The organism is Streptantibioticus silvisoli, from assembly GCF_027947535.2.
Classification (GTDB): Bacteria; Actinomycetota; Actinomycetes; order Streptomycetales; family Streptomycetaceae; genus Streptantibioticus_C; species Streptantibioticus_C silvisoli.
The window spans coordinates 1-5246 of the sequence record NZ_JAAGKO020000119.1; the positions used below are offsets into that span (position 1 = coordinate 1).

General features: G+C 72.8%; 8 protein-coding genes. 6 read left to right on the plus strand and 2 right to left on the minus strand.

All coding sequences use genetic code 11. The features are described 5' to 3' along the window. Nucleotides 1–27 precede the first annotated feature (27 nt). Complete coding sequence (locus POF43_RS34240; protein WP_282698978.1) at nucleotides 28–615, minus strand: isochorismatase family protein; 588 nt, start codon at nucleotides 613–615, stop codon at nucleotides 28–30. Between the two features lie 61 nt (nucleotides 616–676). After that, complete coding sequence (locus tag POF43_RS34245) at nucleotides 677–2044, minus strand: nicotinate phosphoribosyltransferase (RefSeq protein ID WP_271318124.1); 1368 nt, start codon at nucleotides 2042–2044, stop codon at nucleotides 677–679. A 104-nt stretch (nucleotides 2045–2148) separates the two neighbouring features. Here POF43_RS34245 and clpS point away from each other — a divergent pair, with 104 nt between their 5' ends. The 6 genes from clpS to POF43_RS34270 all read left to right on the plus strand — a co-directional run bounded on the left by clpS (nucleotide 2149) and on the right by POF43_RS34270 (nucleotide 5082). Beyond that, nucleotides 2149–2460 (plus strand): ATP-dependent Clp protease adapter ClpS, encoded by a 312-nt coding sequence (gene clpS, locus POF43_RS34250; protein ID WP_271318123.1) that lies wholly within the window; start codon nucleotides 2149–2151, stop codon nucleotides 2458–2460. Between the two features lie 30 nt (nucleotides 2461–2490). After that, nucleotides 2491–3090 (plus strand): DUF2017 domain-containing protein, encoded by a 600-nt coding sequence (locus POF43_RS34255; RefSeq protein WP_271318122.1) that lies wholly within the window; start codon nucleotides 2491–2493, stop codon nucleotides 3088–3090. 120 nt (nucleotides 3091–3210) lie between these two features. After that, nucleotides 3211–3633, plus strand: coding sequence for a M67 family metallopeptidase (locus POF43_RS34260; RefSeq protein ID WP_271318544.1), 423 nt, complete (start codon nucleotides 3211–3213; stop codon nucleotides 3631–3633). Nucleotides 3634–3681: 48 nt separating this feature from the next. After that, nucleotides 3682–3774, plus strand: a complete 93-nt coding sequence (locus tag POF43_RS35260; RefSeq protein WP_336621907.1) for a putative leader peptide — start codon at nucleotides 3682–3684, stop codon at nucleotides 3772–3774. A gap of 79 nt (nucleotides 3775–3853) precedes the next feature. Continuing rightward, nucleotides 3854–4132, plus strand: coding sequence for a MoaD/ThiS family protein (locus POF43_RS34265; protein WP_271318545.1), 279 nt, complete (start codon nucleotides 3854–3856; stop codon nucleotides 4130–4132). Then, nucleotides 4132–5082: a PLP-dependent cysteine synthase family protein gene (locus POF43_RS34270; protein ID WP_271318543.1), complete on the plus strand. Its 951-nt coding sequence runs from the start codon at nucleotides 4132–4134 to the stop codon at nucleotides 5080–5082. Before POF43_RS34265 ends, POF43_RS34270 begins: the two co-directional genes overlap by 1 nt. Nucleotides 5083–5246: the final 164 nt, after the last annotated feature.

The window sequence follows — 5246 nt, forward strand, 5'->3', positions numbered from 1 at the left end:
GAAAAACCGCCCCCGCCCCCCAAACCCCTACCGCAGCACCGGCGTCCCCGTCAGCTCCACTCCCGCCCGGCGCAGTTGTTCCAGCGCGCGGTCGGTGGAGGCGGCGGCGACGCCCGCGGTCAGGTCGAGCAGGACGCGGGTGGTGAAGCCCTCGCGGGCGGCGTCGACGGCGGTGGCGCGCACGCAGTGGTCGGTGGCGATGCCGACGACGTCGACCTCGGTGACGCCGCGGGCGCGCAGCCACACCGCCAGCTCGTCACCGTTGGCGTCGCGGCCCTCGAAACCGCTGTAGGCGGCCTCGTGGGCGCCCTTGTCGAAGACCGCCTCGATCGCGCCGGAGGCCAGGGCGGGGCCCAGGTGGGGGTGGAAGCCGACGCCCTCGGTGCCGGCCACGCAGTGCGGCGGCCAGCTGTCGGTGAAGTCCGGCGTGTCGGAGAAGTGGTCGCCGGGCGCCACGTGCCGGTCCCGGGTGGCCACCACGTGCCGGTAGCCAGCGGTGGCCTGGCCGATCAGGTCGGTGATGGCGGCCGCCACGTCCGCGCCGCCGGCCACCGCCAGACTGCCTCCCTCGCAGAAGTCGTTCTGCACGTCCACCACGATCAGTGCCCGCCGCATGCCCGCCACCCCTTCGCCGGCTCCCGCGGGAGCCCCTGGAAAAACGTACCCAACGGTTGGTTCACGCGAACTCGGTCGGGATGACCGGCTCGCCGCGCGACAGCTGCGTCGCCGACAGCGGCAGCCCGGCGCGGGCCTCGATGTGCCGGGTGCGGGCGGTGTCCAGCGACTCGCGGCCGACGACCTCGCCGCCGCGCACCAGCTCGACCAGCAGCTGACGGCCGGCCAGCTCCGGCGGGATCTCGCCGGTGCCCAGCACCTCCGCCTCGGCCACCCCGTCGGCGTCCAGCCGCCGGGCCGCCCACTTGCGGCCGCCGACCGAGGACTTGGCGCCCATCGACTTCTTCGCCACCGCCACCAGCTCGCCGTCGTCGGCGCCGTCGTCCGCGCCGGCCCGGGCGACCAGCTTGTAGACCATCGAGCACGTCGGGTGCCCGCTGCCGGTCACCAGCGAGGTGCCCACCCCGTAGGCGTCGACCGGCGCCGCCGCCAGCGAGGCGATGGCGTACTCGTCCAGGTCGGAGGTGACCACGATCCGGGTGCCGTGGGCGCCGAGGTCGTCCAGTTGCTGGCGGACCCGGTGCGCCAGCAGCAGCAGGTCGCCGGAGTCGATGCGGACCGCGCCCAGCTTCGGCCCGGCCACCTCGACCGCGGTGCGCACCGCGGTCGTCACGTCGTAGGTGTCGACCAGCAGCGTGGTGTCGGCGCCCATCGACTGCACCTGCGCGGTGAACGCGTCCCGCTCGGTGTCGTGCAGCAGGGTGAAGGCGTGCGCGCTGGTGCCGACGGTGGGGATGTTGTAGCGGAAGCCGGCCGCCAGGTCGGAGGTGGTGCTGAAGCCGCCGACGTACGCCGCGCGGGCCGCCGCCACCGCCGCCAGCTCGTGCGCGCGGCGGGCGCCCATCTCGATCAGCGGCCGGCCGCCGGCCGCCACCGCCATCCGGGAGGCGGCCGCCGCGATCGCCGAGTCGTGGTTGAGGATCGACAGCACCACCGTCTCCAGCAGCACCGCCTCGGCGAACGTGCCCTCCACCCGCAGGATCGGCGAGCCGGGGAAGTACACCTCGCCCTCCGGGTAGCCGAGGATGTCGCCGCGGAAGCGGAAGTCCGCCAGCCACTGGAGGGTCTCGCGGTCCACCACCTTCTCGCGTTCCATGAAGCTCAGCACGTCGTCGTCGAACCGGAAGTTCTCCACCGCGTCGAGCACCCGGCCGGTGCCGGCCACCACGCCGTAGCGGCGGCCCTCCGGCAGCCGGCGGGTGAAGACCTCGAACACCGAACGGCGGTGCGCGGCGCCGCTGTGCAGCGCGGCCTGAAGCATCGTCAGTTCGTAGCGGTCGGTGAACAACGCGGTGGACGGCACGGCCACCGGCAACCCGAGTGCCGACCCGGCGAGCCGGTCCGGACGGTGCGTCGCGTGTGAGTTCATGGCTGGAATCCTACCCCTACTAGTCGTCAATCTGACGATATCAAATGAGGGGCGTCGCGGCCCGGCCCGGACCGAGATCGCTTCACCGGCCCGCAAGTGGCAGCATGGGGGGCGTGAGTGTCGCACCCATGGAGACCGAGCAGACCGAGTCGAGCGAGGCGCCCTTCGAGGCCCCGGCCCCCGACATCCCCTGGGTCACCCTGGTCCACAACGACCCGGTCAACCTCATGAGCTACGTCACCTACGTCTTCCAGGCCTACTTCGGCTACTCGAAGGACAAGGCGAAGGCGCTCATGCTCGACGTGCACCACAAGGGCCGCGCGGCCGTCTCCAGCGGTTCCCGCGAGGAGATGGAACGCGACGTACAGGCCCTGCACGGCTACGGGCTGTGGGCCACGCTCACCCAGGACCGCTGACCCGACCCAGCTGGGAGACGTACGGGCCTCATGGCCGGATACTTCAAAGCCGCCTCCGACGGCGCCGCCGTCGTGACGCTCGACGAGGTGGACACCTCGATCCTGCGCACCCTCACCGTCCAGCTCCTGGAGCTGATCGGCCCCGGCCCGCAGGGCGCCGACGCCGACGCGCCGGACGCCGACCCGCTCGCCGCGCTGTTCACCGACGGCCCCACCACGCCGCCCGACGACCCCGCCCTCGCCCGGCTCTTCCCCAACGCGTACCACGACCCCGAGCGGGCGGCCGACGACAAGGCCGACGAGGCCAGCGCCGAGTTCCGCCGCTACACCGAGAACGACCTGCGGGCCGGCAAGCGCGCCGACGCGCTGTCCGTCGTGCACGACCTCGACCACCTCACCCCGCGCCGCAACGGCAGCGCCCGCCTCACCCTCAGCCGCGAACAGGTCCCGCGCTGGCTGCGCACCCTCAACGACCTGCGCCTGACCATCGGCACCGTCCTCGACGTCGACGACGACCCCGACAGCGCCCTGTACCACCTCGACGACGACGACCCCCGCAAGCCCTACGTCATCGCCTACATGTGGCTCGGCGCCCTGCAGGAAACCCTCGTCGAGACCCAGCTGCGGTAACGCGCGCCGGCCACGCCGGGCACCGACCGCCGTGGCCGGCACCGCCGTTCACCACCCGCCGCCCGCGGGAACCCCCGCTGCCCACCGCCCGCCGGGCCACCCGCTTCGTACACTTCCCGCATGCTCACCCTCAGCCAGGACCTGCACGACGCCATCGTCGCCCACGCCCGCGCCGACCACCCCGACGAGGCCTGCGGCGTCGTCGCCGGCCCGGCCGGCAGCGACCGGCCCGAACGCTTCATCCCCATGCTCAACGCCGCCAGGTCGCCCACGTTCTACGAATTCGACTCCACCGACCTGCTCAAGCTCTACCGCGACATGGACGACCGCGACGAGGAACCCGTCATCGTCTACCACTCGCACACCGCCACCGAGGCCTACCCCTCGCGCACCGACATCAGCTACGCCAACGAACCCGGCGCCCACTACGTCCTGGTCTCCACCGCCGACACCGACGACGCCGGACCCTTCCAGTTCCGCTCCTACCGCATCGTCGACGGCCAGGTCACCGAGGAGGAGGTCCGGCTGCTGCCCGCCCGCTGACCGGCACCGCCCCCTGGCAGCCCCCCGGGGAATCGATACGATGCGCGCATGGTTCTTCACGACGTGAGCACGAAGACGCCGGGCATCCTGCTCGTGGCGCGGCTGCACGTCGATCTGTGCCGCCTCGCCAGCGCGGCATGACCACGCGCCCGACCGCATCGCGCCGCAGCACCGCCGCACCATCGACGTGACCACCCCCGCACTCACCCGGAGCGCCCGCATGGCCATCGAGGTCCGCATCCCGACCATCCTCCGCACCTACACCGACGGCAAGAAGTCGGTCGAGGGCAGCGGCGCCACCCTCGACGAGCTGTTCAGCGACCTCGACAGCCGCCACAGCGGCCTGCGCGGCCGCGTCGTCGACAACGGCGAACTGCGCCGCTTCGTCAACGTCTACCTCAACGACGAGGACGTCCGCTTCCTCGACGGCATCACCACGCAGCTCGCCGACGGCGACAGCGTCACCATCCTCCCGGCCGTGGCCGGCGGCGCCCGCTGATGCGGTACGACAGCCCGCTCGCGGCAGTCGGCAACACCCCCCTGGTGCGGCTGCCGCGGCTGTCCCCCTCCGGCGAGGTCTCGCTCTGGGCCAAGCTGGAGGACCGCAACCCCACCGGCTCGATCAAGGACCGCCCCGCGCTCCACATGATCGAACTGGCCGAACGCGACGGCAGGTTGACCCCCGGCTGCACCATCCTGGAGCCCACCTCCGGCAACACCGGGATCTCCCTCGCCATGGCCGCCCGCCTCAAGGGCTACCGCATCGTCTGCGTCCTGCCGGAGAACACCTCCAGCGAACGCCGCGAACTGCTCGCCATGTGGGGCGCCGAGATCATCCCCTCACCCGCGGCCGGCGGCTCCAACACCGCGGTGCGGGTCGCCAGGGAACTGAGCGCCGAACACCCCGACTGGGTGATGCTCTACCAGTACGGCAACCCCGGCAACACCGCCGCCCACTACACCACCACCGGCCCGGAGATCCTCGCCGACCTGCCCACCATCACGCACTTCGTGGCCGGCCTGGGCACCACCGGCACCCTGATGGGCGTCGGCCGCTACCTGCGCGAGAAGGTCCCCGGCGTCACCATCGTCGCCGCCGAACCCCGCTACGACGACGTCGTCTACGGGCTGCGCAACCTCGACGAGGGCTTCGTCCCCGAGCTGTACGACCAGAGCGTGCTGTCCACCCGCTACTCCGTCGGCAGCGAGGACGCCGTCCGCCGCACCCGCGAACTCCTGCGCGAGGAAGGCATCTTCGCCGGCGTCTCCACCGGCGCCGCCCTGCACGCCGCGCTCGGCGTCGCCCGCAAGGCCGACCGCGCCGGCGACCGCGCCGACATCGTCTTCGTCGTCGCCGACGGCGGCTGGAAGTACCTGTCCACCGGCATCTACACCGCCGAGACCACCGAGGACGCCGTCGAAGCACTCCACGGCCAGCTCTGGGCCTGACCCGGCCCCCGCCCGTATCCGTTCCGCACCCGGCCCCGCCCGTATCCGTTCCGCACCCGACCGCACCCGGACCCGGCCCCCGCACCCCGGACCCCGCCCCCGCGGTCCCGCCGGCCGCCCGGCGCCGCGACCGGCACCGTCGCCGGTCCGCCGCGGGGTGGCGG

Excerpts from the sequence above, each read along its gene's own strand:
- POF43_RS34240 (WP_282698978.1), bottom strand. The coding sequence starts at position 615 with ATGCGGCGGGCACTGATCGTGGTGGACGTGCAGAACGACTTCTGCGAG.
- POF43_RS34245 (WP_271318124.1), bottom strand. The coding sequence starts at position 2,044 with ATGAACTCACACGCGACGCACCGTCCGGACCGGCTCGCCGGGTCGGCA.
- clpS (WP_271318123.1), top strand. The coding sequence starts at position 2,149 with ATGGGGGGCGTGAGTGTCGCACCCATGGAGACCGAGCAGACCGAGTCG.
- POF43_RS34255 (WP_271318122.1), top strand. The coding sequence starts at position 2,491 with ATGGCCGGATACTTCAAAGCCGCCTCCGACGGCGCCGCCGTCGTGACG.
- POF43_RS34260 (WP_271318544.1), top strand. The coding sequence starts at position 3,211 with ATGCTCACCCTCAGCCAGGACCTGCACGACGCCATCGTCGCCCACGCC.
- POF43_RS35260 (WP_336621907.1), top strand. The coding sequence starts at position 3,682 with ATGGTTCTTCACGACGTGAGCACGAAGACGCCGGGCATCCTGCTCGTG.
- POF43_RS34265 (WP_271318545.1), top strand. The coding sequence starts at position 3,854 with ATGGCCATCGAGGTCCGCATCCCGACCATCCTCCGCACCTACACCGAC.
- POF43_RS34270 (WP_271318543.1), top strand. The coding sequence starts at position 4,132 with ATGCGGTACGACAGCCCGCTCGCGGCAGTCGGCAACACCCCCCTGGTG.